Annotated in this window: 19 protein-coding genes and 2 tRNA genes; 9 read left to right on the top strand and 12 right to left on the bottom strand. The window is 45.7% G+C overall.

All coding sequences use genetic code 11. The annotated features are described in order from the left end of the window. Positions 1-340 precede the first annotated feature (340 nt). The 8 genes from F7D73_RS07450 to F7D73_RS07415 all read left to right on the top strand — a co-directional run bounded on the left by F7D73_RS07450 (position 341) and on the right by F7D73_RS07415 (position 9,288). Entirely contained in the window at positions 341-1,795 is a 1,455-nt protein-coding gene (locus tag F7D73_RS07450) for a hypothetical protein (RefSeq protein WP_089545425.1), read from the top strand. Positions 1,796-2,698: 903 nt separating this feature from the next. Then, positions 2,699-2,785: transfer RNA gene (locus F7D73_RS07445), tRNA-Ser, on the top strand. A 27-nt stretch (positions 2,786-2,812) separates the two neighbouring features. Beyond that, positions 2,813-2,884: transfer RNA gene (locus F7D73_RS07440), tRNA-Glu, on the top strand. A gap of 155 nt (positions 2,885-3,039) precedes the next feature. Then, positions 3,040-4,311, top strand: coding sequence for a DUF5103 domain-containing protein (locus tag F7D73_RS07435; RefSeq protein ID WP_228117664.1), 1,272 nt, complete (start codon positions 3,040-3,042; stop codon positions 4,309-4,311). Between the two features lie 246 nt (positions 4,312-4,557). Further along, positions 4,558-4,875: a 50S ribosomal protein L21 gene (rplU, locus tag F7D73_RS07430; protein WP_089543391.1), complete on the top strand. Its 318-nt coding sequence runs from the start codon at positions 4,558-4,560 to the stop codon at positions 4,873-4,875. Positions 4,876-4,894: 19 nt separating this feature from the next. Continuing rightward, positions 4,895-5,185, top strand: a complete 291-nt coding sequence (gene rpmA / locus F7D73_RS07425; RefSeq protein WP_118116983.1) for a 50S ribosomal protein L27 — start codon at positions 4,895-4,897, stop codon at positions 5,183-5,185. A 292-nt stretch (positions 5,186-5,477) separates the two neighbouring features. Further along, positions 5,478-6,770, top strand: a complete 1,293-nt coding sequence (gene serS, locus F7D73_RS07420) for a serine--tRNA ligase (protein ID WP_153123549.1) — start codon at positions 5,478-5,480, stop codon at positions 6,768-6,770. A 175-nt stretch (positions 6,771-6,945) separates the two neighbouring features. Then, positions 6,946-9,288 carry a bifunctional dihydroorotate dehydrogenase B NAD binding subunit/NADPH-dependent glutamate synthase gene (locus F7D73_RS07415; protein WP_153123547.1) on the top strand — a complete coding sequence of 781 codons (2,343 nt, stop codon included), beginning with the start codon at positions 6,946-6,948 and terminating at the stop codon, positions 9,286-9,288. Positions 9,289-9,540: 252 nt separating this feature from the next. Here F7D73_RS07415 and F7D73_RS07410 read toward each other — a convergent pair whose 3' ends face one another. The 5 genes from F7D73_RS07410 to mazG all read right to left on the bottom strand — a co-directional run bounded on the left by F7D73_RS07410 (position 9,541) and on the right by mazG (position 14,039). Next, a complete protein-coding gene (locus F7D73_RS07410) occupies positions 9,541-10,938 on the bottom strand; it encodes an outer membrane beta-barrel protein (protein WP_153123545.1) in 1,398 nt (465 codons plus the stop codon). Then, complete coding sequence (locus F7D73_RS07405; RefSeq protein ID WP_218416038.1) at positions 10,931-11,485, bottom strand: RNA polymerase sigma factor; 555 nt, start codon at positions 11,483-11,485, stop codon at positions 10,931-10,933. The genes F7D73_RS07410 and F7D73_RS07405 overlap by 8 nt, the downstream gene beginning before the upstream one ends. A 79-nt stretch (positions 11,486-11,564) precedes the next feature. Next, positions 11,565-12,482 (bottom strand): ribonuclease Z, encoded by a 918-nt coding sequence (locus F7D73_RS07400; RefSeq protein WP_153123543.1) that lies wholly within the window; start codon positions 12,480-12,482, stop codon positions 11,565-11,567. A gap of 44 nt (positions 12,483-12,526) precedes the next feature. Next, positions 12,527-13,084, bottom strand: coding sequence for a hypothetical protein (locus F7D73_RS07395; RefSeq protein ID WP_153123541.1), 558 nt, complete (start codon positions 13,082-13,084; stop codon positions 12,527-12,529). A 64-nt stretch (positions 13,085-13,148) separates the two neighbouring features. Then, entirely contained in the window at positions 13,149-14,039 is an 891-nt protein-coding gene (gene mazG, locus F7D73_RS07390; RefSeq protein ID WP_367383705.1) for a nucleoside triphosphate pyrophosphohydrolase, read from the bottom strand. Between the two features lie 199 nt (positions 14,040-14,238). Between mazG and rho the strand changes: the two genes are divergently transcribed. Continuing rightward, a complete protein-coding gene (rho, locus tag F7D73_RS07385; RefSeq protein WP_153123539.1) occupies positions 14,239-16,311 on the top strand; it encodes a transcription termination factor Rho in 2,073 nt (690 codons plus the stop codon). Between the two features lie 395 nt (positions 16,312-16,706). On the opposite strand, the gene F7D73_RS07380 is transcribed toward rho, so the two are convergent. The 7 genes from F7D73_RS07380 to ileS all read right to left on the bottom strand — a co-directional run bounded on the left by F7D73_RS07380 (position 16,707) and on the right by ileS (position 25,371). Then, positions 16,707-18,371, bottom strand: coding sequence for a dipeptidase (locus tag F7D73_RS07380; protein WP_194256872.1), 1,665 nt, complete (start codon positions 18,369-18,371; stop codon positions 16,707-16,709). A gap of 72 nt (positions 18,372-18,443) precedes the next feature. Next, positions 18,444-19,295, bottom strand: a complete 852-nt coding sequence (gene nadC / locus F7D73_RS07375) for a carboxylating nicotinate-nucleotide diphosphorylase (protein ID WP_153123537.1) — start codon at positions 19,293-19,295, stop codon at positions 18,444-18,446. A gap of 54 nt (positions 19,296-19,349) precedes the next feature. Beyond that, positions 19,350-19,568, bottom strand: a complete 219-nt coding sequence (locus F7D73_RS07370) for a hypothetical protein (RefSeq protein ID WP_153123535.1) — start codon at positions 19,566-19,568, stop codon at positions 19,350-19,352. 4 nt (positions 19,569-19,572) lie between these two features. After that, positions 19,573-20,523 (bottom strand): DUF4296 domain-containing protein, encoded by a 951-nt coding sequence (locus tag F7D73_RS07365; protein ID WP_153123533.1) that lies wholly within the window; start codon positions 20,521-20,523, stop codon positions 19,573-19,575. Positions 20,524-20,527: 4 nt separating this feature from the next. Further along, positions 20,528-21,256: a lipoprotein signal peptidase gene (locus F7D73_RS07360; RefSeq protein WP_153123531.1), complete on the bottom strand. Its 729-nt coding sequence runs from the start codon at positions 21,254-21,256 to the stop codon at positions 20,528-20,530. A gap of 3 nt (positions 21,257-21,259) precedes the next feature. Continuing rightward, positions 21,260-21,643 carry a TraR/DksA family transcriptional regulator gene (locus F7D73_RS07355; protein ID WP_153123529.1) on the bottom strand — a complete coding sequence of 128 codons (384 nt, stop codon included), beginning with the start codon at positions 21,641-21,643 and terminating at the stop codon, positions 21,260-21,262. Positions 21,644-21,759: 116 nt separating this feature from the next. Further along, the gene (ileS, locus tag F7D73_RS07350; RefSeq protein ID WP_153123527.1) at positions 21,760-25,371 is read right to left on the bottom strand and encodes an isoleucine--tRNA ligase; all 3,612 of its coding nucleotides are present in this window, start codon (positions 25,369-25,371) and stop codon (positions 21,760-21,762) included. Positions 25,372-25,393 lie beyond the last annotated feature (22 nt).

Below are 25,393 nucleotides of genomic sequence, written 5' to 3'. Positions count from 1 at the left end.
CTCGTCTTTTGTTCTTAGAGGAGGGAGCGAGGTTATGTTTTGGGAACCCCAAAACGCCTCGCTCCACCATGAGGGCGAAGAAATTTTGCTCCCAACGGTTGCAGAAAGTGAGTGTACCAACTGTAGGCAGTGCATAGAAATATGTAAATAGATTTGTCAGGTGTAGTTTATTCTTCCTTTATTTGCACAAAAGTATGTTTTGAGTGTTATAAAAAATAAAAAAATGCACTATTACGTTGATACTTTTGTATTTTTGCACTCAGTTATCTTGGACAGCAGAATTTGAAACACTGAAAATCCGTAATCTGTCTATATGTAAAATCTTTAAATTTGGATTATTATGACTAAGAAGTTTTGGTTAATAGCACTCATCGTAGCTTGCACTGTTGTATTTGGCAGTTGCGATAAGTCTGAGGAATTGAGTGTTGAGCAATGTAAGTTGGATATGAATCTATTCAACCAAACCTATACTGTTAATGATGAGGGGTGCTGTGTGCTAAAAGGGAGAAAGCCAATAGCAGCAGAAGAAATACAGAGTAAGGTCAAGGGCTATGGTTGGGAGAGTATTGCCACTTATGAGGTACAGGAAAACGGAAAGTTGAGCAAGGAGGAATTTTGGAAAGACAGATTTGGTGGCAGCCCTACACACTTTTGGTTTGAGACATCACAGCAAGCTTTTAGTTATTTTTATAGTGATGCCTTGCCAGCCTTTTGTTTCAGTCGTGTATCATGGACTTATGACATGGACAAAGGCTTCATACTGTTTGGCAGCAACAAGCAGACAACAGACAGCAGATACATGCAGATTCTTAAGCTTGACGAGTCGAATGGCAAGACCTTAATGTACACCATACAAAAATTGGGAGCGACGAGTGATGGCAGCAATGGTTACAAGTCTATATATGGCATGATTGTATATAAACGCATGACCGAAACCGATTTGGAAATGATGAAGAAAAGTTACACGTATGATACGGATATTGACCGTTCTGTTCCCGACAACTGCAAGTTTAAGATTAAGGCATACTATGCAGAAGACGACAAAGACAACACAGACCCTGTGTTTCAGACCTTCTGCCTTGTAACATTTGAGCTTACCGATGAATATGGTTTCAACTCTTCAGATAATGCCTATTACAACTACTACGATTCAATTACTTGGACGAGTGATTGTCGTGATATGCCAGATAGCTTTGGAATCATGGAACGTAAGACAAACTGTTTGAATACTTCCTATTGGTGGAGCACATACTTCTTCACGCCTCATGACAATACTATTGTCTATGCCAATGGCTATAAAGATGGCCGTATTGTCTATCAAGCCCGAAAGAGGCTCTATTTGGTGAATGATGGATTCTTTGGTTACGATTGGGATAACGTAAGGTATAATTCCAAGAACCCCGAACTAACAGAATATTGCTTGCTGGACAAGAGCCGTGAGTTTATCCTAACTCCACCTACTGCCTACAAAGAAGACATTACAAAACCGTATGCAGAGTTACGTATTGTACTGAAAGGAGCAAAAGACAAAAACGACAAGGAATATATGTTAGGCGTGCTTGAACGTGAAAGAGAAGGTCTGTTGAAGATTATGGACCAGTACTATGAAGCACATAGTACTATAAAAGAAACAGAAAAGGCTTCGCTGTGTAAAACGTTTAAGGCACTACCCGAAGATGCTGATATTAAAGCATATTGGCGTACAAAACATTCTCGCATGGTACTGATACTTAAAACTGACGGGGAAGACCCTATAAACAGTGAATACTATGTGCATGCGGAACCAATTAAATGATAAATAAGTTTAATGTGGACAACAATAGTCATAAGGCGAAGTTAATCTTTGTTTTATGACTATTGTTTTTTTGCACCAACATAGTGTGGTTTCATTTTTATTTTGTATTTTTGCAACTGTAAAGAGTTGTTAGGCAAAGCAAACATATGCATATTGCAGAAGTTGTGACTATTGCCAAATCATTACCTCTATTGAGGTTGAACACTTATAAATCGCTCATTTTAAGCTATTCAGCAGATTATAGAAGAATTTTTCGGAAAAAAACAGCATAAAGATTTGGTAGTTTCAAAAGATTACACTATCTTTGCATTATAGAAAAACGAAAGACTTCTATCGATAGATGATAGCATAAGCTACGTCTAGTCGAAAAAAATATAAGGGTCGTGTCGGTTCGATCGGGATACTCATCAAATTACACTTATGAAACCGAGAAGACTTCTCTTGCCAATGGCGGGCCACATAAACTGACATGTCAACTAAGCTGCAAAGCCGGTGGATTACAAAAGCGGAGAGCTCTCAAATGTTACTGACATTCGGAGTTTCATCACATCATCGAGCGGCCCTTTCCTTTTAAAAGGCAGATTTCCTTAGTTGGAAATCTGCTTTTTTCGTATTATCTAAAATTTATTTTGCTCATAAACCTCGAAAACACGTTCTTCACACTCGTTTTAAACTTACATCAGACTTGCCACATTTTATACTTTTATCTACATTTTACACCCAAACTCCATTTTAAAAGATAAAAAGTAAAAAAAATGGGGGCCTGAGAATGAGAGGGTTACGAAAAAAGTGAATTTTTATTTAAAAATAATCGCTGAAAAATTTGGTAGAACCGAAAAAAAGTAGTACCTTTGCAACCGCATTTGAGAACGATGCTTGTTGATTCGGTAACGATTTCCGACTGGAAGGTTGGGTGAGTGGCTGAAACCAGCAGTTTGCTAAACTGCCGTGCGGGTAACCGTACCGGGGGTTCGAATCCCCCACCTTCCGCAAGCTGACTTCAAAAAATGTACCGTTGGTCGATTCATCTAATGGTTAGGATACAAGATTCTCAATCTTGGCATAGGGGTTCGATTCCCCTATCGACTACAGTGTTTTTCATGTATTAGTTAGATTGTTTAAGCTTGCATTCAGTCCTTCAGAGACTATTGCAAGTTATTTTTTTGCCCTTTTGTTTGGTAGTCTCCCCTATTTACCGTATCTTTGCAAAGACAAAAAGAATCAGCACAAACGCATTTTACAACATGAAAAAAGATAACTCCATCATTTCATCCAGTTTCAAAGCGATGATGATAGGCTGCATACTCATCCTGACAGCTCAACTACCAGGTAAAGCTCAGCATAACATCATACACAACAAACGCATAGCTTCACTCCAGGTGGTAGCCGGAACAGACTGGCTCAGCATGCCTATCACCCAACTGGGCGGCAATGCCATCAACATAGACTTCGACGACATGACCCACGATTATCATCGCTACACCTACCAAATCACCCATTGCGATGCCGACTGGCAGGAATCGGAAGGAATCTTTGATACCGACTATCTGCAGGGATTCAATGGAGAACTGACGATTGACAACAATGAGCAGTCGTTCAACACCAACCATCTATACACCCATTACCACCTGACTATCCCCAACGAGAACTGCCGGATTACGATGAGCGGAAACTATAAACTGACCGTTTACGATGACAATGCAGAAGAGGGAGAAAACACAATGTTTACGGCATGCTTCATGATCGTAGACCCCAAGATAAAGGTAGACCTAGCCTACTCTTCCAATACCGACATCGACAACAACAGACAGCACCAGCAGGTGAGGATGACGGCCGACTACAGGAATATCCACGTTACAGCACCCGGCGAACAGATTAAAACCGTGGTACTGCAAAACGGAAGATGGGACAATGCCGCAGTGAACGCAAAACCCGACTATCTCAGCGCAGAACAGATGAGCTGGATACACAACAGACAACTCATATTCAAGGGCGGAAACGAATACCACAAGTTTGAAATGCTGGACCTAGACCACCCGACCATGGGTATCGAGCGAATCAGCTGGGACGGAAAGGACTATCACGCCTACGTCACTCCCGACGAACCCAGACCCAGCTACGTATACGACGAAAGCGGACAAGGAGCCTTCTACATCCGCAACAGCGACAACATAGGCAACAACAGCCAAAGTGACTACGCCATCGTCCACTTCACCCTGAAGGCTCCCCGCCAGGAAGGAGCAGTATACCTGAACGGTTTCTGGACCCAAGATTCATTTACCCCAGAATATCAGATGGAATATGACGAAAGCAGCCATTGCTATCATGCACAGGTGAAACTGAAACAAGGCTATTACAGCTATCAATACCTGGTATTGAGAAGCGACGGCAGCACCCGACATGTAACAACAGACGGTGACTTCTATCAGACAGCCAACAGATATGATGCACTGATATACTATAGGGGAACCACAGACCGAAGCGACCAGCTGCTGGGATGGAAAAGCATCCAATAGAGAGGCGGGCAATCTTAAAAGGATTAAAAAGTATGCCGGATAACACCCTAATTAGTTAAATCTTCATAAAACCATATTCTTTAGGAAAGCAATATTCGTTTATATCGAAGATAATTTGTAATTTTGCACTCCGAATGCTCATGGATTGGGCAAATGTTACAGAAAAGTTTAGTTCGTTGGGGCTCGGTCAAGATCCGGCACGAAGCAGGACGCCTCGCGGAAAAACCCGTTTATATAAATAATTAAATGTACGCAATCGTAGAAATTAACGGTCAGCAGTTCAAGGCAGAGGAGGGCAAGAAGCTCTTCGTACATCACATCAAGGATGTAGAGGCAGGTCAGACTGTTGAGTTCGACAAGGTTTTGCTCGTTGACAAAGACGGCGCAATCACTGTCGGTGCACCAGCTGTAGAGGGTGCAAAAGTAGTAGTAGAAGTAGTGAACCCACTCGTAAAGGGTGACAAGGTAATCGTCTTCAAGATGAAGCGCCGTAAGGACTATCGCAAGAAGAACGGTCATCGTGCACAGTTCACTGAAGTATCAATCAAATCTGTAATCGCTTAAAATTAGGAGGAATTAGAAAATGGCACATAAGAAAGGTGTTGGTAGTTCTAAGAACGGCCGTGAATCAGCTTCACAAAGATTAGGCGTTAAGATCTGGGGTGGTCAGAGCATCATCGCAGGTAACATTATTGTTCGTCAGCGTGGTAACAAGCACTTCCCAGGTGAGAATGTAGCTCAGGGTAAGGATGATACATTGTATGCTTTGACAGACGGTATCGTTTACTTCCACAAGGGCCGCAAGGACAAGAGTACAGTTTCTGTTCTCTCTCCAGAGGTTTACGCTGAGAAGACCAAAAAAGCTGACGCTTAAATTTTAAAGTTTTAGAAAAAACTATTCCAAACAAACAACATAGAAGCCTGCTCATACCTTGAGCAGGCTTTCTTCGTTTATATACAATGCTTGGGGGCTTCCTTTGCAGTTTTTAGGCACGGATTACTCGGATTACACCACACCCCTTTCTAAGCTCCTTAACCCTGTAAAACCACAAAAAAACTTTAATTCTACCCTTCCCTGTAAAAAAGTCAGCATTTTTTTGCGTTATCACAAATATTTTTTGTACTTTTGCCTACAAATAGTAAATAATTAAATAAAAAGACATTATATGCTTACACTTAAACTCATCAGTGAAGAAACTGAACGTGTAGTTAAAGGTCTTGAAAAGAAGCATTTTCCTAATGCTCGTGAGGCCGTAGAGAAAGTATTGGAGTACGACAAGATCCGTCGTGAAGCTCAGCAGAAGCTGGATAACAACAAGCAGCAGGCTAACCAGTTTGCCAAGCAGATTGGTGCCTTGATGAAGGAAGGCAAGAAAGAGGAAGCTGAAAGCGCTAAGGCGCAGGTAGCTATGCTCAAGGCTGACGCTAAGGCTCTGGAAGAGATCATGGAGAAAGCACAGAACGATATGACCAATCAGTTGCTCGAAATCCCTAACATCCCTTGCGAACTGGTTCCTGAGGGTAAGGATGCGGCTGACAACGTAGTCGTAAAAGAAGGTGGCGAAAAGCCAAACCTCGGTGAGGATGCACTCTGCCACTGGGATCTCCTGAAGAAGTACAACCTCGTGGATTTCGACCTCGGTGTGAAGATTACCGGTGCCGGCTTCCCTGTATATATCGGTAAGATGGCTCGCTTCCAGCGTGCTCTCGAGGCTTTCTTCCTCGATGAGGCTCGTAAGAGCGGATATCTTGAGATTCAGCCTCCTTACGTAGTAAACGAGGATTCAGGTCGTGGAACTGGTCAGTTGCCAGACAAGGAGGGTCAGATGTATCATGCCAATCTCGACAACCTCTTCCTCATCCCTACTGCTGAGGTTCCTGTAACCAACATTTTCCGTGATGTGATTCTTGACGAGAAGGATCTCCCTATCAAGCGTTGTGCTTACTCTGCCTGCTTCCGTCGTGAGGCTGGTAGCTACGGTAAGGATGTTCGCGGCTTGAACCGTCTGCACCAGTTCGACAAGGTGGAGATTGTACGCATCGATAAGCCAGGTCACTCTTACGAGAGCCTGAACGAGATGCTCGACCACGTAGAGGGTCTCTTGAAGAAGTTGGAGTTGCCATACCACATCCTCCGTCTCTGCGGTGGTGACATGAGCTTCACCTCTTCTATCTGCTACGACTTCGAGACCTGGAGTGCAGCTCAGGGTCGCTGGTTGGAGGTTTCATCAGTATCTAACTTCGAGAGCTATCAGGCAAACCGTCTCCACTGCCGCTATCGCCATGCAGAGGACAAGAAGATTGAGCTTTGCCACACCTTGAACGGTTCTGCTCTCGCCTTGCCACGTATCGTTGCAACCATCCTGGAGAACAACCAGACACCAGAGGGTATCCGTGTGCCTAAGGTATTGGTTCCTTACTGCGGATTCGAGATGCTCGATGACAAGAACTTCGATTAATTCGAAAGAAAAAGACTGGATAGACATCCATACTAAAACATATTGTACGAGGATAACTTCGACTGCCCCAAAAGGTGGCCGTAGTTATCCTTTTGCATTTTTAATACCATGCACAAACATGCATAAACAACTAAATTAGAAATAGACAATAGTCAACATAAAAAGTTAATAGCCAATGAACAAGATTATCAAGAAAATACAATACTCAGAAAAGGTATTCCGTTTCGATGTGGAAGCTCCACTCATTGCAAAGAGCCGCAAGGCTGGCAACTTCGTCATCATCCGTGTAGACAACAACAGTGAGCGCATGCCGCTGACCATTGCTGATGCCGACATAGAAAAAGGCACCATTACTCTGGTAGTGCAGAAGGTAGGCTTATCATCAACCAAACTTTGTGCCCTAAACGAAGGCGATGAGATTCATGACGTAGTAGGTCCGCTCGGAAACCCAACACATATCGAGAACTTCGGTACCGTCATCTGTGCCGGTGGTGGCGTAGGCGTAGCTCCTATGCTCCCTATCATCAAGGCGCTGAAGGCTGCGGGCAACCGTGTGCTCAGCGTGATTGCCGGAAGAAGCAAGGACCTCGTCATCATGGAGGATGAGGTACGTGCTTCAAGTGATGAACTCATCATCATGACCGACGACGGCAGCTACGGCGAGAAAGGTGTTGTTACCGTGGGTATCGAAAAGCTTATTAATCAGGAGCATATCGACAAGGTATTCGCCATCGGTCCTCCTATCATGATGAAGTTCTGCTGTCTCCTGACCCAGAAATACAATCTCTCTACTGATGTATCGCTCAATACTATCATGGTGGACGGTACCGGTATGTGCGGTGCCTGCCGTCTGACTATCGGCGGAAAGACCAAGTTTGTCTGCATCGACGGTCCTGAGTTTGACGGCGCCCAGGTAGACTGGGACGAGATGTTCAAGCGCATGGGAACCTTCAAGGACGTAGAGCGCGAGGAGATGGAACACTTCGAGGAACATCTGGCTACCATAGATGCCGAAAAGAAGAAGGAGACCACAGACATAACAATGGACGTAGAGCCAACAGATGCATCCATCGAAGAGCTGACAGACCGCAATGCCGAGTGGCGAAAGGAATTGCGTGCTTCCATGAAAGCCAAGGAACGTACGGCTATCGAGCGTGTGAAGATGCCGGAACTCGACCCAGTATATCGTGCAACTACCCGTACGGAAGAGGTGAACATCGGTCTGACCAAGGAGATGGCATTGACCGAGGCAAAGCGCTGCCTCGACTGTCCTAAGCCTACCTGTATGGAAGGCTGTCCGGTAAGCATCAACATTCCTTCATTCATCAAGAATATTGAGCGCGGTCAGTTCCTGGCTGCTGCAAAGGTTCTGAAGAACACCTCTGCCCTACCTGCTGTCTGCGGACGTGTCTGCCCACAGGAGAAACAGTGTGAAAGCAAGTGTGTGCATCTCAAGATGAACGAGCCGGCAGTGGCTATCGGATATCTGGAGCGTTTTGCAGCCGACTATGAACGTCAGAGTGGCAACATTTCAGTTCCTCAATGCGATGAAGCCAACGGAATCAAAGTTGCCGTTGTCGGTTCAGGTCCTTCCGGTCTGAGCTTTGCTGGCGATATGGCAAAGAAAGGATTCGACGTCACCGTATTCGAGGCTCTGCACGAGATAGGTGGTGTATTGAAATATGGTATCCCAGAGTTCCGATTGCCTAATGCCATCGTAGACGTAGAGATTGAGAACCTTCAGAAGATGGGCGTGAAATTCATCACCGACTGTATCGTAGGTAAGACCATCTCCGTGAAAGACCTGGAAAAACAGGGATTCAAGGGCATCTTCGTGGGTTCAGGAGCCGGACTTCCGAACTTCATGAATATCCCTGGTGAGAATGCCTTGAACATCATGTCTTCCAATGAGTATCTGACCCGTGTGAACTTGATGGATGCAGCCAATCCTCATACCGATACCCCTATCAACCTGGGTAAGAAGGTGGTTGTTGTGGGCGGAGGAAACACAGCGATGGACAGTTGCCGTACAGCCAAGCGTCTGGGTGCCGAGGTAACATTGGTTTATCGCCGTTCTGAAGCAGAGATGCCTGCCCGACTCGAAGAGGTGAAGCATGCCAAGGAAGAAGGCATCAACTTCATGACTCTCCATAATCCTAAAGAATATGAAGCAGATGAAAAGGGCGCTGTGAAGTCTGTTGTCCTCGACGTCATGCAGCTGGGAGAACCTGATGCCAGCGGTCGCCGTCGTCCGGAAGCTACAGGCGAGACCGTGACATTGGAATGCGACCAGGTGATTGTTGCAGTAGGTGTAAGTCCTAACCCTCTTGTTCCTCAGAGCATTGAGGGATTGGAGCTCGGAAGAAAGAACACCATCGCCGTAAACGAGCAGATGCAGAGTTCTATCAAAGAAATCTACGCAGGCGGTGACATCGTCCGTGGTGGTGCTACCGTAATTCTTGCCATGGGTGATGGTAGAAAGGCTGCACTGAATATGAGCGAAAGACTCCTGGAATGATAAACAAGAAAAAGATAGCGTGTCATAAGTTTAGATAATAGTTAGCGCATAACAGTTGACTACCGCATGCACATCAGTTGGTGTGCGAGTGCATATCAGCTGATATGCGAGCGCACAACAGCTGTTGTGCGGCCAGAGATACTAGCTTTCTCAAAAACTTTAGCTGTCTTTTCCAACAATATATCAATAAGATATAAAAGAAAAAGAGGGTGCGTCATAAACTTATGACACACCCTCTTTTCTATTTATGTTTTAAAGATTGAATCTCAAACCAAACTGGAAATTGAAGTTCAGTTTCTTATCCTTGAAAGTGTTTTCAATCTCGCTGCCATTGTCAATGTAATATTTAGCACCCGGCTCGATATACAAGCCCACATTTGGCGTGATATCATATTGTGCTCCGAGCGAAGCCTTTCCTGAGAACTGCACTCTATCGCGTTTGGCATTCTCTTTCTTTACTCCCTCCTCTTCCGTATCATTCTTCACATTCAAGTCAGCCTCAGCACCAGCCATCACATAGGCATGGAATCCTCCACTCTTCCATAACTCATAGTTCAAACCTACCGGGATGCCCACATAGTGAAGTACCTGATGAACATTATAATTGTTGTGAGGAGCATACGGATAAAAATCGGAAGAGGTACGGGTATACACGAAACCCGAACTCAACGACAGACGTGGAGCAATACCAAATGCCACCTGCAATCCTACAGAGACAGGAGCATGATGCTTGGCTTCACCTTTATAGGTTTTCTGAACCACCTTATAGGATGCCATCAGATAATCGATGTCATTCACACCTCCTACTGTTGGATCAGGAACAACACCCGGCATAGGGTCTGCCAAAACACCAGAACCAGAACTCGCATAGGAATCATCAGAAGTAGACAATCCCAAGTTCGGACTCAGATTTTCTGCATAGAGTTTCATTGACAAGCCAGCAGTCTCTTCATGATGAGAGAATTGATAAGCATCAGCCACTACGGCATTCGCAAAGAGGTTGTCAATAGACTTTGCCTTTTGAGTCTGCCGGACCGGAGAATCCTGCTGAAGAGTTGACTCAGTTTTCTCTTCTGCAGATGAGACTGGCTGAGAATCAACAGATGCCACCATCAATTCATTCTCCGAAGTTGGCATCAATTCATTCTCCGAAGTTGACATCACTTCATTCTCGGAAGCAGAAGCCAAAAGAACCGTTTGATCAGCCAAAAGGTGTCTTCCAGCATTTTTACCTTCTACGGTTTGCTTTGGATTCCTTTTCATCCCCAACCCTACATTGTCATCTCTGGAATCAAGCGAATTTCCAGCTCCATTTTCCGATGTCTTACCCATAGGATGCGAATGCTCTGCAACCGCTGATGCAGATGCTTTATCTGTTACCATTGCCAACTGCGAACTGGCAAGTTTGTCTTCCTCCTGATGGAAGTAGACATAACTACCTCCTACTCCCAACAAAGCCACAGCCGCCGCAGCAGCAGACCAACGTTTCCAAGTGTTTATATGGATTATTTTACCAGGTTTAGATACCTCTTGATGTCCCGTCTTCTGAGCAAGCGATTGTTCAATACCCGCCCACAAGTCACGGCTGACAGGCTCTTGATAGTCTGCCAACTGATCTCGAAGTTTGTTTGTCCAATCATTATTACTCATATTCTTTCTCGTTTAATTTACTCAGATAATCATTAATTTTTCTTGCCAAGAGTTTCTTGGCTCTCAGATACTGCGATGCAGAACTACTTTCCTTAATGCCTAACCGCAGGGCTATCTCCTTATGACTCAACTGTTCGAAGACATACATATTAAGTACTAATCTATAGCCATCAGGCAGTTCTCCAATCATTTTAGTCAGCTCCGCAGGTGGTATCTTTTCTACAGGCGGTTCCTCTTCCAAAGGCTCATCCGGAAATTCTTCCACCAGCGTAAGTTTACTTTTCTGCCGAACACAAGTAATCGCCTCATTAACAACAATACGAAACAACCACCCCTTCAGTGACCCTTCACCTCTATACTGGAAATTCGGAATCGCAGCAAAAACCTTGATGAAGCTGTCCTGGACAACATCCTCGGCATCTTCGCGCAAAGGGACATACCTCAGCGCAACCGCCATGGCATGCCCTACATACCGTTCGTACAACCGATGCATAGCATCCCGGCTGCCACGAAAAATATCGTCCAAAAGCTCCTTCTCAGATTCCACTTTTATTTACTCTTTTATAAATTAAACGAAAGATATGAAAATCCTTGCATCAAATCATGAACTTTTTTTGAAAATCTTATCAAACGACATCAAAAACCATTCCCTCCTGAGAGAGTATAGAGTGATCAAACACCGCTTTCGCTTCTTCCAGCAAGACCTGTTCGTCATTATATCTCGCACTATAATGTCCCAGGAGCAAGGTACCCACACCAGCTCCTGCTGCTATGGTAGCAGCCTGGCGTGCCGTACTATGATAATAAATCTTGGCACGATCTTCCTGATCCGATGTATAGGTACTCTCATGATATAACACAGTAACGCCTTTCACCTTCTCTTTCAAACCAGGCACAAAACGAGTATCACTGCAGTAAGCATAACTACGAGGCGAATCAGCAGGCTGAACGAGTCGGGCATTCGGGATAATATCACCATCTTCATTCGTCCAATCTGCACCATTCTTGATATTGTTGATCTGACTAACAGGAATGCCATAATAGTCGATCATATCACGACGGATATGTGGCAAGGTAGGTTTCTCACGGAAGATGAATCCACAACAAGGCACACGATGCTGCAAAGGTACAGTTTCAACGGTAAGAGAGTGGTCCTCATATATGACCTGCTGCTTCTCTGTATCAACGGGAATCATTTCCATCTCATACTCCATCGTCTGCATGAAGAATTCAACCTGCTGCCTGAAGAGAGGTTCATAATCCTTGGGAGCATAAATTCTCAACTTGGAAGTACGTCCGAGCATTCCAAGCGTAGACAACAATCCCATCAAACCGAAACAGTGGTCGCCATGCATATGACTGATAAAGATGGCATTCAGTTTGGAGAAATGGATGTGAGAGCGACGGAACTGCATCTGCGCTCCTTCACCGCAATCCACCATGAAGCACTTGCCTCTCATCTCTATGAGTTGAGAGGAAGCGTTATGTTTGAGGGTAGGCAGCGCACTGCCACAACCCAGAATATGTATCTTAAAAGGTTCCATTAGCAAAATTATTCATCTTACACCGTTCCTGATTCACCAGGCAACTATTCCTGACGCTTAAAGACGAAGATACCCTGATGATTCTCCAACAGCAAACTGTCAGGACCCAAATTATCGATATCAAAGGTGTCCTTATTCAAAAGCAGCTTACCATTCAGGATTTTCCAGGAAGTCCAAGGGTTGGTTTCAGCCTTGACATTATTCTTCACCACGCCACCTTCCAGAAGGTCGAAATTCTTATCCAGAGAAATCCACTTACCCAACAAAGAAGTCAGATTGATAACCTTCCTGGCTACCATCTCCCCATCCTGTGCCTTATAAGCCAAAAGGGCAATACGGTCGCCAGCCATCAATCCTCCCTGAACAATAGAAGGGTCAGCGTCATCAATAAAGACAGAAAGCGTATCACCCTCATCAGAACACAGTTCCAGACTGTGCATGGATGTACCTTCTCCGCACACACCATATATCGTAGAATCATTCATCTCCTCTACTTCAACAGAGTCATTGGTACTGATAACAGAAGTCTCCTTCTTTTCCTTACAGCTATTGGCAGCAAACATGACTACCAAAGCTATCGCTATATACACTAACTTTTTCATAACTTTCCTAAGTTAAATATTAATATTGCTCAACATGACTGTTGATTTCCCAACTTATCTACGTTTACTCACTCTTGCGCTCTTCCTGCTTGGCTTCATTCCAGAGTTGATCCATTTCTTCCAGGCTCATATCCTTCAGATTTCTGCCCTGCTTAAAGGAATGATCTTCCACATAATTGAAGCGACGGATAAACTTCTGGTTCGTCTTTTCGAGGGCATTGTCAGGATTGAGTTTGTAGAGACGGGCAGCATTGATGACAGAGAAGAGGAAATCTCCCAATTCCTGGGTAGACTTTTCCTTGTCTTCCCTAGCCAATTCCACCTTGAGTTCCTCCAGTTCTTCCTGCACCTTATCCCATACATCCTCCTTTTCCTTCCAGTCAAAGCCCACATTGCGAGCCTTGTCCTGAATGCGATAAGCCTTGATAAGCGAAGGAAGAGAATTAGGTACTCCACTCAGGACTCTTTCATTGCCATCCTTCTCCTGCTGCTTGATCTGCTCCCAAGTCTTTTCCACGGAAGCCGCAGTCTTGGGTTTGCCAGCCTTCAAAGCCTGAGCATCAGACTCCTTATACACAACCTGTCCGGATTCATTGATATACATATCAGGATTAGAGACCGTCCATTCCCCCTCTTCATTCCAATTGATGAACGGATGGCGGAACATCAGTTTATCAGCTTCCTGGTTGCAGACATCACAAATATCAAACTTGCCATCTTCACGACCAATAATGCTATAAAACATCACATGTTCCAAGACGTCACCCAATTCTTTCTTTATATCCTTATAATCACGCTTCATGAGGGCATCACAAAGTTCGAAAGCCTCCTCGATGGTGTTAGGTCGAAGACTTTCAAACGTCTGTTTCTTGTCCCAAGGACATTGAACACGAAGTCGGTCCTGAACATCCAGCAATCTGCTGAATGCAGCTAGTTTTTCTTCTTTTGTATGCACTTTTATTGAGTTAAAATTAAATATTCATTATAAAATCATCGATAATCGAATTATTTTTGTGCAAAGATAGGCAAAAAATTTGGCAGAAACAAATTTTTTAATTATCTTTGCACTCGAAAGATAACTTTTCGAGCGATGTTTCAATTCTTGAAACGTCAAAATCACTCAGAAACAATATTCACATATACAATATATAATAATGTATAGCAAGGAAGAATTATCAGCAAATAGTGTCGTTCAGTTGAAGGACATTGCTAAGCAAATTGGAGTCAAGATTAAATCTGGCGACAATAAGGAAACGATTATCAATACTATTTTCAATGCTCAGACAGAGGATTCTACTCTGGCTGCAACAAAACGCAAGCGTACCCGTATCGTCTCCAGCAAAGAAGATAGAGTATATAGCGTAAATGGTATCGACGGAGAAAACTTTGACGTACAAAAGCATCAAGTAACAGGTCCAACAGAGAACAATGCGAAGGAAGAAGCCCTTCAGGAGGAAGAGACAACAGACCCATTGGCAGCATTCCCAAAACACCGTGGGCGCAAGAGTAAAGCAGAGCTTGAAGCCATAGCTGCTGCCAAGGCTGCTGCCATCAAAGCACAGTTGGAAAAACAGAATGCGCAACAAGGAACTCCAGAAGAGGCAAACCTTAACTTTTCAGAGCAGAATGTGCCTGAGACATTAACCACAGAGCAGACTGATTCTACAGGATCAGGTCAGGACGATTCGGCCACATCAGGAGAAAACCACTTCCAGCAAAACGATTCCTTCATACCGGAAGAACAATTTGCACAGAACGAGGCAAACAAGGACAATCAAGGAAACGATAAAGAGGAACTGATTGCAAAATTGCAAGCCAAAATGGAAGCACACAACAACAAGAATACGGATTCTGACAATGATGCCGATTCTGCTGAAGAGAATCAGGAAGCATACAAACCAGAAGCAGCATCCAACAATGCAAACGGTATATGGGAGGGAGATCCAGGTGATGGTACTGACTTCATCACCGTTGTAGACATTCCTATCGAAGACCAGACTGCCATTCCTTCAGTAGACATCTTCGACAGACCAATCAATACAGCAAATCCTGCGGCAGCACAGGAAACACCTAACGTTGAAGTGGTACCAGAGCCTGCCTATGATTTCTCTGGCATCGTCACATCATGCGGAGTGCTTGAAGTGATGCCGGATGGATATGGATTCCTGCGCAGCAGCGATTACAATTACCTTTCTTCACCAGACGATGTCTATGTATCTGCCAATCAGATCAAGCGATATGGTCTGAAGACGGGTGACGTTGTATTCTGCCAGGTTCGTCCGCCACACGAGGGTGAGAAATACTTCCCACTCACAAACATTGAAAAGATCAACGGTCGTGAACCATCAGAAGTAAGAGACCGTGTACCATTTGAACATCTAACTCCTCTCTTCCCAGACGAGAAGTTCAACCTTTGCGGAGACCGCAAGACCACCAACCTGAGCACACGAATCGTAGACCTGTTCTCTCCTATCGGTAAGGGACAGCGTGCCCTGATTGTGGCTCAGCCTAAGACCGGTAAGACCATTCTCATGAAGGATATCGCCAATGCAATAGCAGCCAATCATCCAGAAGCCTATCTGATGATGTTGCTCATTGATGAGCGTCCTGAGGAGGTTACCGACATGGCCCGCACCGTCAATGCAGAGGTGATTGCCTCTACATTCGATGAACCTGCTGAGCGCCATGTGAAGATTGCAGGTATTGTTCTGGAAAAGGCAAAGAGAATGGTAGAATGTGGACATGATGTAGTCATCTTCCTGGATTCCATCACCCGTCTGGCTCGTGCTTACAATACAGTGGCTCCTGCATCCGGTAAGGTTTTGACCGGTGGTGTTGATGCCAATGCTTTGCAGAAGCCTAAGCGCTTCTTTGGTGCTGCACGTAACATCGAAGGCGGCGGTTCTCTCACCATCATCGCAACAGCCTTGATTGATACTGGTAGCAAGATGGACGAAGTAATCTTCGAAGAATTCAAGGGTACAGGTAACATGGAATTGCAGCTTGACCGCTCACTCAGTAACAAGCGTATCTTCCCTGCAGTCAACCTCGTGGCTTCATCTACACGTCGTGATGATCTCCTGCAAGACAGAACCACACTCGACCGTATGTGGATTCTCCGCAAGTACATCTCTGACATGAACCCTATTGAGGCAATGAATACCATCCACAAGTCAATGCAGAACACTCGCAACAATGACGAGTTCCTGCTGTCGATGAATTCATAAAAAGTATCAGCATAGTCTCATTGACTCAAATCAAGAAATGCATGTTACATACACATTTCATGCAGAAATATTCGTTATTCCGATAAAAAAGTGTTAACTTTGCACTCGTATTAAGGAATAACGAATAATAAAATTTAAAAAGATTAAAAAAATTATGATGACTATGTTTACTTTAGCGTTAGCAGCAGTAATGTTCTCAGGAATGGTTGTATGTATGGGTATGTTCTTGAAGCATGTTATACATTCTATACCAGAAGTTGTAGATATCAACCACAGAGTATGTCTCTGCAAGTAAAGTAGACTCAAAATATTTCAGAGAGAGATTTTAAAAAAGAAAGGGCGGGTTCCGAATATGGAACCTGCCCTTCTTGCTTTATTGTTATTACCAATCAATCTTATTTACCGCTTTCCGGTACCAGGAACTTGTCACCAGACTGCTTAACCAATTCCTTGGCATACTTCTCTGGATAACCAGGACGAACTGGGCGAGCACCCAATCCATACTGAGTCTTCTCGAAAGTACCGTTCTTGTCGGTTGGCTTGATGATCATATCATTGTACTTCACCACCATAAACTCGAAAAGCTGGTTCCAGCGAGCCAACATCTGCTGAGCCTTCTCTACACTGTAGTCGTTGAGATACTTCACAGCTGCCTGTGGGTTCTGGGCATAAAGCTCCTGAGCCTTCTTCTCAACACCAGCCTGAGCAGCGAAATAGCTGTTGTCCAAGCTATCACGAACCTCCTTCAAGGTTGGGAACATCAGGCTGTAACGAGGATAAACCATGTTGCTGGTCATGTTGCAAACCCAGTAAGCATTCTTCTTGCTGAAATGCAAGGCATCAGCACCTGGAGTATTGTAGCACTCAGGACGCTCGGTCATTGAGCAATATACTGGAGTGAATGCAGCCATGTTGGCATCATCGTTGGCAAACCAGAGCACGCCACCAATCTCTCTTGGCATCCATGAACGCATCTGACTTACGAATACGAAACCACTCTGCTGGGTGCTGACAGGACGCTCGTTGAAATACTGCTTGCCATCCACCTTGTACATCAATGGTGTAGGACGATAAGGCATCTCCCAGATACCACCGCCGATGTCAGAACCGTCGGCTACAGAAAGAGGAGTACCCTCGTAATGGTCGCGCATCACATTCTCCACATCCTTCACGCTCACCTTCTTGTTAGGAACCACCCAGAGAGGCATATCCTGCGCATCAGGATTCTTGCCGAGTGCCCAATCCAAATATGGAGTCATGTCATAGAAGTGGTTGAGCATAGACCAGGCACGGGCATCGCAGAAGCGACGACCAGAGAAATCAGGCTTGGCATAAGCCATCTTCCAAGAGAAATCAGCATCCTTGCCCTGGAACCAGCCCTTGCTGCGAGCAAAAGAGACTACGTCCTTGGCATACATCACGTTCTTCTTGTCCTTCATGTTGAACTTGCCGATGCGGCTCTGGTTGGCATGAGCACAGACTGCATCATCCGGAATGCGGAGGGCTACCCAAACAGCACCCTTGGAACCGGCACCCTTACCCATCATCTCCATGATCCAAGCCTCATTAGGATCGCAGATGGTGAAGGTTTCACCTTCTGAATTATAACCGTACGTATTGGCGAGGGTGGTCATCACCTTGATAGCCTCGCGGGCAGTCTTACTGCGCTGCAAAGCTACATAGATAAGTGAGCCATAGTCCATGATACCGGTAGAATCCACCATCTCCTCACGACCGCCATAGGTAGTCTCGCCGATGGTAACCTGCCATTCGTTGATATTGCCGATAACGCTATAGGTCTGGGCAGCCTCAGGAATCTCACCATGATACTTGTTGGTATCCCAGTCATAAATCTTGCGCATCTCGCCCTTAGCGTGCTTAGCCGCAGGATAATGGCAGAGGTACTGGAACATACCGTAGTCATCGGCACTATAAGAACACATCACGGAACCATCCACAGATGCCTTCTTGCCCACAATGAAGTTGCTGCAAGCCTCTGCCTCAGAGACGCAGCCCATCATAGCTACAGCCATCATGGCTGAAGCAAAAATCTTATTCATAAAATATACCTTTATTTATAATATAGAGAGAAGAGCAATAGAATTCTTTACTCTTCCCTCTTCATTCTTCACTTACTCACAAGCCTTGAAGCTCATATCCAAGCCCTTTACACTATGTGTCAAGGCACCAACTGAGATGAAATCAACACCCTGCTCTGCATAGTCACGGATAGTATCGTAGGTGATACCGCCAGATGACTCTGTCTCATACTTGCCAGCAATGATATCTACAGCCTTCTTGGTATCAGGCACAGAGAAGTTGTCGAGCATGATACGGTCGACACCACCGTGCTTCAATACCTGGTCGAGCTCATCGAAGCTGCGAACCTCGATTTCAATCTTCAGGTCGAGACCCTTCTCCTTGAGATAAGCATGGCAACGGTCGATAGCGTTGTCGATACCGCCAGCGAAGTCGATATGGTTGTCCTTGAGAAGAATCATATCGAAGAGACCGATACGATGGTTCATACCACCACCAATCTTCACAGCCTGCTTCTCCAACATACGGAGACCTGGAGTGGTCTTACGGGTGTCGAGGATGTGAGTCTTGGTACCTTCGAGGCGCTTAACATACTTAGCGGTCATGGTAGCAATACCACTCATACGCTGCATGATGTTGAGCATGAGACGCTCAGTCTGAAGCAGAGAACGGGTCTTGCCTTCAACAATCATGGCGATGTCGCCCTTCTTGACATGGGTACCGTCCTGCAGCAACACCTCCACCTTCATGGTAGGGTCAAAGCGGGCAAATACCTTCTTTGCCATTTCAACACCAGCCAAAACGCCATCTTCCTTGATGAGCAAATGACTCTTACCCATGGCGTCCTCTGGGATACAACACAAGGTTGTGTGGTCGCCGTCACCGATATCCTCAGCAAATGCCAAGTCTATCAACTTGTCTTCTAATTGATCTACGCTTAACATATTATAAATGTTTATTGTTTAATGTTTCATGTTTACTTTTTGGGGGGAGATTTCTTAATTATCAATTCTCTTCCCCTTCCAATAGGCACGTCGGATACCTTCCTCGTCTATGATGATTCGAATTTCACCGCCTAGCCATTCCGTCATCGGCAGTTCATCCCGAAATTCATAATAGTTGACTACCCTGCTATCTTCCAGTTCAACAACGGCCTGAAGAAGCTGGGTACCATCAGGAAGGCTAACGACATGCGCTCCACATCTTCTTATTTCCATCAGCCTACTCTACCTTCATTTCTACCGGACGCAGCTGTTTCCCATTTGGAGAAGGAAGCGGCTGGTTGAGCATCGGTCTTGCTCCATGATCGATAGGAATAGGCTTCAGAGAATCTACCTTGGTACTGTCTTTAGAAGCAGAGTCCTTCGCCTTATCTTCCTTCTTGGCATGCATTCTGATGAGTCGGATATGCTCAAGGAACATCAGCTTGAGAGTAGATTCGGAAGTTTCATTCGTTGCGAAACCACCATCACTCAGCATAAAGTATCCCTTTACCTGCTTGATTCCAAGATTCTCATTATCCTTAATCTGCATAGAATAATGCTGGGAGCCGGAGATATGGATGATAGACTGAGCAACACTATCATTGGTGAATTCAACAGCCAACAAGGCGATACCATCACGAATACCATCCTGATAGATGAACTGGGAATCGAAATCCAGCATCAAGCAGTCGCCCTTGTGGTAGGCGGTATCAGCTTCCATCTTAAAACTGAAGACATTATATGGCTGAATAGTACTGAAGACCATAGAACGGGCATAACTCCAGATATTAGCCGTATCACCAGTAGCTGACAAGGTGTTGAAATCTGCACCAGCATGGCTACTTCCACCAAGCGCTTCAGTCTCATTACCCAGACGGTCGGCCAAGTCTTTATAGACATCCTTCAACAGTTCCGTATGTCGCATGTAAAAAACCATAGAGCTGTCAAACTCAGCTGACGTAACATCATGCTTCTTCAGAACCGCCTCACGATAGGTCAGACTCTCTCCCTTGTCGCCACCTTCCTTGGTATGCGCCATGGACAGCGCCAAATGATAATCGTAAAGAATATCTGTCATCTGGCCCTTAGAAAGCACATCACCAGGAAGCGACGGCTTACATGAAGCCATCATCTCCATCAGACATACGATACCAACCAGGAAACACAGATAGATGAATGATTTTTTCATAAGACTAATCCTCCTTGTTTTGAGCACTATACTCTTTAGCAACCTCTACATGATTCTTTTCTTCAGCAGTCATGTCCTGTTCTTCATCAGCAGACTTAGCTTTCTTCTTTCCATCTCCCAGACTTTCCAGTTCCTTACGGCAGAAAAGAAGCATAGAGATAATACCGACAGAGACACAGGCATCAGCCAGATTGAAAACAGGATCAAAAAAGACACCATGCTGACCTCCAAGGAAAGGCACCCATTCAGGCCAGGTATAGCTAAAGAATGGGAAGCGGAACATATCTACAACCTTACCCATCAGGAAAGGAGCATAACCATCGCCAAAAGGAACCTGATAAGATACATAATAAGGCGAAGCTGCTGTAAAGATGAGACCGTAGAACATGGAGTCGATGATATTACCAATGGCTCCGGTTGTGACCAGAGCTACCAGGATGATATACAGCTTCCGATGCTTTCCCGACTTGATGATGTGGCACAAATACCACAACAGAACACAGATGGCGGTGAGGCGCAGCATACTCAGCCAGAACTTGCCGATAAACGTCATGCCCCAGGCCATACCATTGTTCTCTATGAACTCTATAAAAAACCAATCTGTAACACGAACAGACTCGCCAAGGCAAAAATGGGTCTTGATGTACAACTTGATAATCTGATCGATAATCAAAAGTACAACCATCATTGCGGTGACGAGCCAACCGATATGTAATTTACTATTTTTCTCCATTTATTAATGTTTTCTTGCTTCCTTGGAAGCTACACTCAATGTGGCATGAGGTACAGCACGCAATCGCTCCTTAGGAATCAGCTCACCTGTCTCGCGGTCGATACCGTAGGTCTTGTTCTCGATGCGAATCAACGCAGCCTCCAATCCCTTGATAAACTTCTGCTGGCGCTGAGCCATCTGGATGATTTCCTCCTTGCTCTGTGCCTCGCTTCCCTCCTCCAGGGCCTTGTAGGTTGGTGATGTATCTACCACATCATTACTATCAGAGTGATTAAGCTGAGCCATACAGTCTCTGTAGGTCTGCTTTGCCACCTTTAATTTCTCTTCAATGATAGCGCGGAACTCAGCGAGATCCTCATCGCTATAACGTGCTTTTTCGTTAGCCATAGATGTTCTTTTGTTAAAAGTTATTATTAATGTTGTCTAGCTATTAAGGTATTAGAAGTTAGAAGTAAGCAGTTTTGGTAAAACTCCGAACTCCCAACTTCTAACTCCTAGCTTATTTAATTCTTCTCTACAAGAATGTTCAACTTAAAGTCATCAAACTCGGTCTCAACACCTGCGTTGTCACCGATTTCGATGCTGTCTGCCAATACCTGCCCCTTAATGTAGTCGCCGAATGCCTCGATAGCTGCATTGGTCTCCTCGTTAGGAGCCACAGTTACGTTGATGCGGTCGGTAATCTCCAGTCCAGTCTCCTTGCGGAGGTTCTGGATACGGTTGATCAGCTCACGAGCCATACCCTCCTTCTTCAATTCAGGGGTCAACTCTACCTCAAGTGCAACGGTCAGATTGCCCTCGTTAGAAACGAGCCATCCTGGGATATCCTCAGAGATAATCTCCACGTCGGCTACCTCTACCACGGCTTCCTGTCCGTCGATATTCAATGTGATGTTGCCTGCCTTCTCGAAGGCTGCAATCTGGTCCTGATCGAGTGCTGACATCTGGGCTGCAACACCCTTCATCAGCTTGCCGAACTTCTTACCCATCACTCTGAAGTTACACTTCACCTTCTTAACGAGAATACCCTGACCCTCAATGAAGTTAACCTCCTTCACGTTCACCTCGTTCTTCAACAGTCCGGCTACTGCCTCGATGTGTGCCTTCTGCACATCATCTACGGCTGGAATCATGATCTGCTGGAGTGGCTGACGAACCTTGATGTTCACCTTGCGGCGCAATGCCAATACCATAGAAGTAATCTTCTGGGCGATGGCCATACGCTCCTCCAGGTCGGCATCGATAGCAGCTTCATCAGCTACTGGGAACTTGTCGAGGTGTACGCTCTCCAACTCGCCGCCCAAGTCGTGATACAACTCGTCTGCATAGAATGGAGCGAATGGTGCCAGCAGCTTAGCCACTGTCATCAAGCAGCTATAGAGAGTCTGGTAAGCGCTCAACTTGTCCTCGCTCATCTCCTTACCCCAGAAACGTTTACGGTTCAGACGAACGTACCAGTTAGAGAGGTCATCGTTTACGAATGCATCGATGAGACGGCCTGCACGGGTTGGATCATAGCCAGCCAACTCTCTGTCAACGCCCTTGATGAGGGTATTGAGTGAAGAGAGAATCCAGCGGTCAATCTCTGGGCGCTTCTCGAATGGCACCTGAGCAGCCTCAGCATCGAAACCATCTACATTAGCATAGAGGGCGAAGAAACTGTAGGTATTATATAAGGTACCGAAGAACTTGCGACGGGTCTCATCTACACCGTTAGGGTCGAACTTGAGGTTGTCCCAAGGCTCGCTGTTGGTCATCATATAGAAACGAACAGGGTCGGCACCATACTTATCGATCATCTCGAATGGGTTGGTCACATTGCCCACGTGCTTACTCATCTTGTTGCCCTTAGCATCGAGAACGAGACCAGAAGAGATTACGTTCTTGAAGGCTACGCTATCGAATACCATAGTAGCGATGGCGTGCAGGGTGAAGAACCATCCACGGGTCTGATCCACGCCCTCGTTGATGAAGTCGGCTGGATAGAACTTAGGAGGAATAGCATATCCCTCGTAGGTGCTGTGGATGAGTGCATCGCGGTCTGCCTCTGTGCCACGGGCCATCTCTCCCTCGAATGGGTAGTGGAGCTGGGCGTAAGGCATTGAACCTGAATCGAACCAAACGTCGATGAGGTCGCTCTCACGATACATTGGCTTGCCCTCCTCATTAACCAATACAATCTTGTCAACGTATGGACGGTGGAGGTCAATCTTATCATAGTTCTCCTGACTGTAGTCGCCAGGAACGAAACCATTCTCCTTCAGTGGGTTGCTCTGCATGATGCCTGCAGCCACAGACTTCTCGATTTCAGCATACAGCTCCTCAAGACTGCCGATGCACTTCTCGCCACGGTTCTCGTCACGCCAGATTGGCAATGGAGTACCCCAGAAGCGGGAACGTGAAAGGTTCCAGTCGTTCAGGTTCTCGAGCCAGTTGCCGAAACGGCCTGTACCGGTGCTCTCTGGCTGCCAGTTGATGGTCTTGTTGAGTTCTACCATGCGCTCCTTGCGGGCGGTATCCTTGATAAACCAGCTATCCAATGGGTAGTAGAGGATAGGCTTGTCGGTACGCCAGCAGTGAGGATAGTTGTGCACGTGCTTCTCGCTCTTGAAAGCCTTGCCCTCCTGCTTCAACTCGTAGCAGAGTACGATGTTCAGGTCTTCGGCCTTATCAGAAGCCTTCTTGTCCCAAACACCATCCACATTAAACTGTGGGTCGTAGGCATTCTTCACGTAGTCGCCTGCGTGATGAGCGTATGCCTCCTTGTTGACGCAAGCGTTCACGAAGTTGTCATCGAGGTCTTCGATGAGATAGAACTTACCCTGCAGGTCAACCATTGGGCGGGTCTCACCCTTCTTATTAATAAGGTAGAGGGCTGGGATGTTGGCATCCTTAGCCACCTTGGCATCATCGGCACCGAATGTAGGAGCGATGTGCACGATACCAGTACCGTCATCGGTAGTAACATAGTCGCCGAGGATTACGCGGAAAGCCTCGCTATCCATCTCAACGAACTTATCGCGACCATCCTCAGAAGCGAATACCTTCTCAGGATGAGCAGCAGCATATTCTGCAACGAAAGCTGGAGCAAAAGCATCTACCTTCTCGCATGGCTTCACCCATGGCAGGAGCTGCTCGTAGTGCATGCCTTCGAGGTCGGTACCCTTCATGTGGTCGATAATGCGCCATGGGCACTGCTTCTTCTCCTTGTCGAATGGAAGGAGATCGCCCTCCTTGCACTCCTGGTCTGCCTTCAGATAAGAACCTACCAAAGCCTCAGCCATCACGAGTGTCATAGGCTCGCCATTGTAGAGGTTGTAGGTCTCGATAGCTACATAGTCAATCTTAGGACCCACACAGAGAGCCACGTTAGATGGCAAAGTCCAAGGTGTAGTGGTCCATGCGATGAAGTATGGCTTGCCCCACTTGGTCCACTCAGCCTTAGGATCCTTGATGAGGAACTGGGCTGTGGTTGTGAGGTCCTTAACATCGCGATAGCAGCCAGGCTGGTTCAACTCGTGAGAGCTCAAGCCTGTACCTGCACCTGGAGAGTATGGCTGGATGGTGTAACCCTTGTAGAGCAGGCCCTTGTTGTAGAGCTGCTTGAGGAGCCACCAGAGAGTCTCGATATACTTGTTATCGTAGGTGATATAAGGATGATCGAGATCTACGAAGTAACCCATCTTCTCGGTCAACTCGCGCCACTCAGCGGTGAACTTCATCACGTTCTCGCGACACTTGTGGTTGTAATCCTCAGTAGAGATATACTTCTCAGAAGCCTTGTTGTCGATATCCTTCTTGGTGATGCCGAGTTCCTTCTCGACACCGAGTTCAACAGGGAGTCCGTGGGTATCCCATCCCGCCTTGCGGTGAACCTGGAAGCCCTTCATGGTCTTGTATCTGTTGAATGTATCCTTGATACTACGTGCCAACACGTGGTGAATACCCGGGTGGCCATTAGCTGATGGAGGTCCCTCAAAGAAGATAAACTGAGGGCAGCCTTCACGCTCGTCGATAGACTTGTGGAAGATATCGTTTTTCTCCCACGCTGCTAGTACGTCATTGTTTGTCTGAGTCAAATTCAGACCGTTGTGCTCGGCAAATTTCTTAGCCATATTATCAATTTAAATTTTATAT

Origin of the sequence: Segatella copri (assembly GCF_009494395.1) — a bacterium.
Classification (GTDB): Bacteria; Bacteroidota; Bacteroidia; order Bacteroidales; family Bacteroidaceae; genus Prevotella.
This window is presented reverse-complemented; position numbering and strand designations above follow the sequence as displayed.